This window comes from Rhodococcus sp. IC4_135 (assembly GCF_011602025.1).
Taxonomy (GTDB): domain Bacteria; phylum Actinomycetota; class Actinomycetes; order Mycobacteriales; family Mycobacteriaceae; genus Rhodococcus_F; species Rhodococcus_F baikonurensis.
On sequence record NZ_JAAOLG010000119.1, the window covers coordinates 1 to 765 of the forward strand.

The window sequence follows — 765 nt, forward strand, 5'->3', positions numbered from 1 at the left end:
GAACTGGCCATCCGATTCCAGGTATGGGATCAGGTCACCGAACAAACCGTCGCTCCCTGACCGACCTCCCCGTGCGATGCCTTGCCGCACCCCAAAACTGCTGTACTCCAGACAACTTGACAACACCATCCGGGGTGAACCCACGAGCATTTCAGCGCGGCTGAATCGCTCCGGCATTTCCGGAACAGGACGGCATATTCGAACTCAGACACGCTGTCTGGCGTGGTGTCGATAGCCGTGGTTCGTGATTCCCGACCACGGTGTGGTGTCCCGGTGATCTACTGGTTCGCCGGGACGGGTGGTAGTCACAGGAGTAGGTGGAAGATGTCGAAGGCGACTGTCCATTGGGCTGTGCCGGGGTTCTTGCGGTCCGGTTCGACCGTGGCGAAGGTTTGCGCCAGCGCTACGCTCAACCCTCCTGCGATCAGCGGCAGTCGTTGCTCTGTCTCCTCTGAGAGGGCCACGTCCAAGGGCGGGCGGGCCGTGAGCTGATCGAGCAGCGGTTGAAGTTCGATCTCCTCGTCGAGTTTTTCGAACCGGTGGATGCTCTCCTGTAATCCCTTGGTGATCGGCAGGTCCCACGGTTCGATCACGTCGCGCAAGTTTGCTTTCGCGGAGGCTTTCCCGATCAGGATCACGTCGTAGATCTTGTCGTCGATGAAATCGGTATAGCGCTTGAGATCGTTCCGGTCGACCTGCAGTCCGGCCGCTGCCCTGAAGAACCGCTGGAATTTCACGGTGCCCATTACTGGCATGTCGTCAGCT

1 protein-coding gene is annotated in these 765 nt (G+C 59.5%); it reads right to left on the reverse strand.

Features of this window, described 5'->3' with window-relative positions:
- Positions 1-305: 305 nt before the first annotated feature.
- The gene (locus G8767_RS35250) at positions 306-746 is read right to left on the reverse strand and encodes a DUF1931 family protein (protein WP_024487875.1); all 441 of its coding nucleotides are present in this window, start codon (positions 744-746) and stop codon (positions 306-308) included.
- Positions 747-765 lie beyond the last annotated feature (19 nt).

What these genes read in the sequence shown, in the direction of transcription:
- G8767_RS35250 (WP_024487875.1), bottom strand. Translation starts at nt 746, where the DNA reads ATGGGCACCGTGAAATTCCAGCGGTTCTTCAGGGCAGCGGCCGGACTG.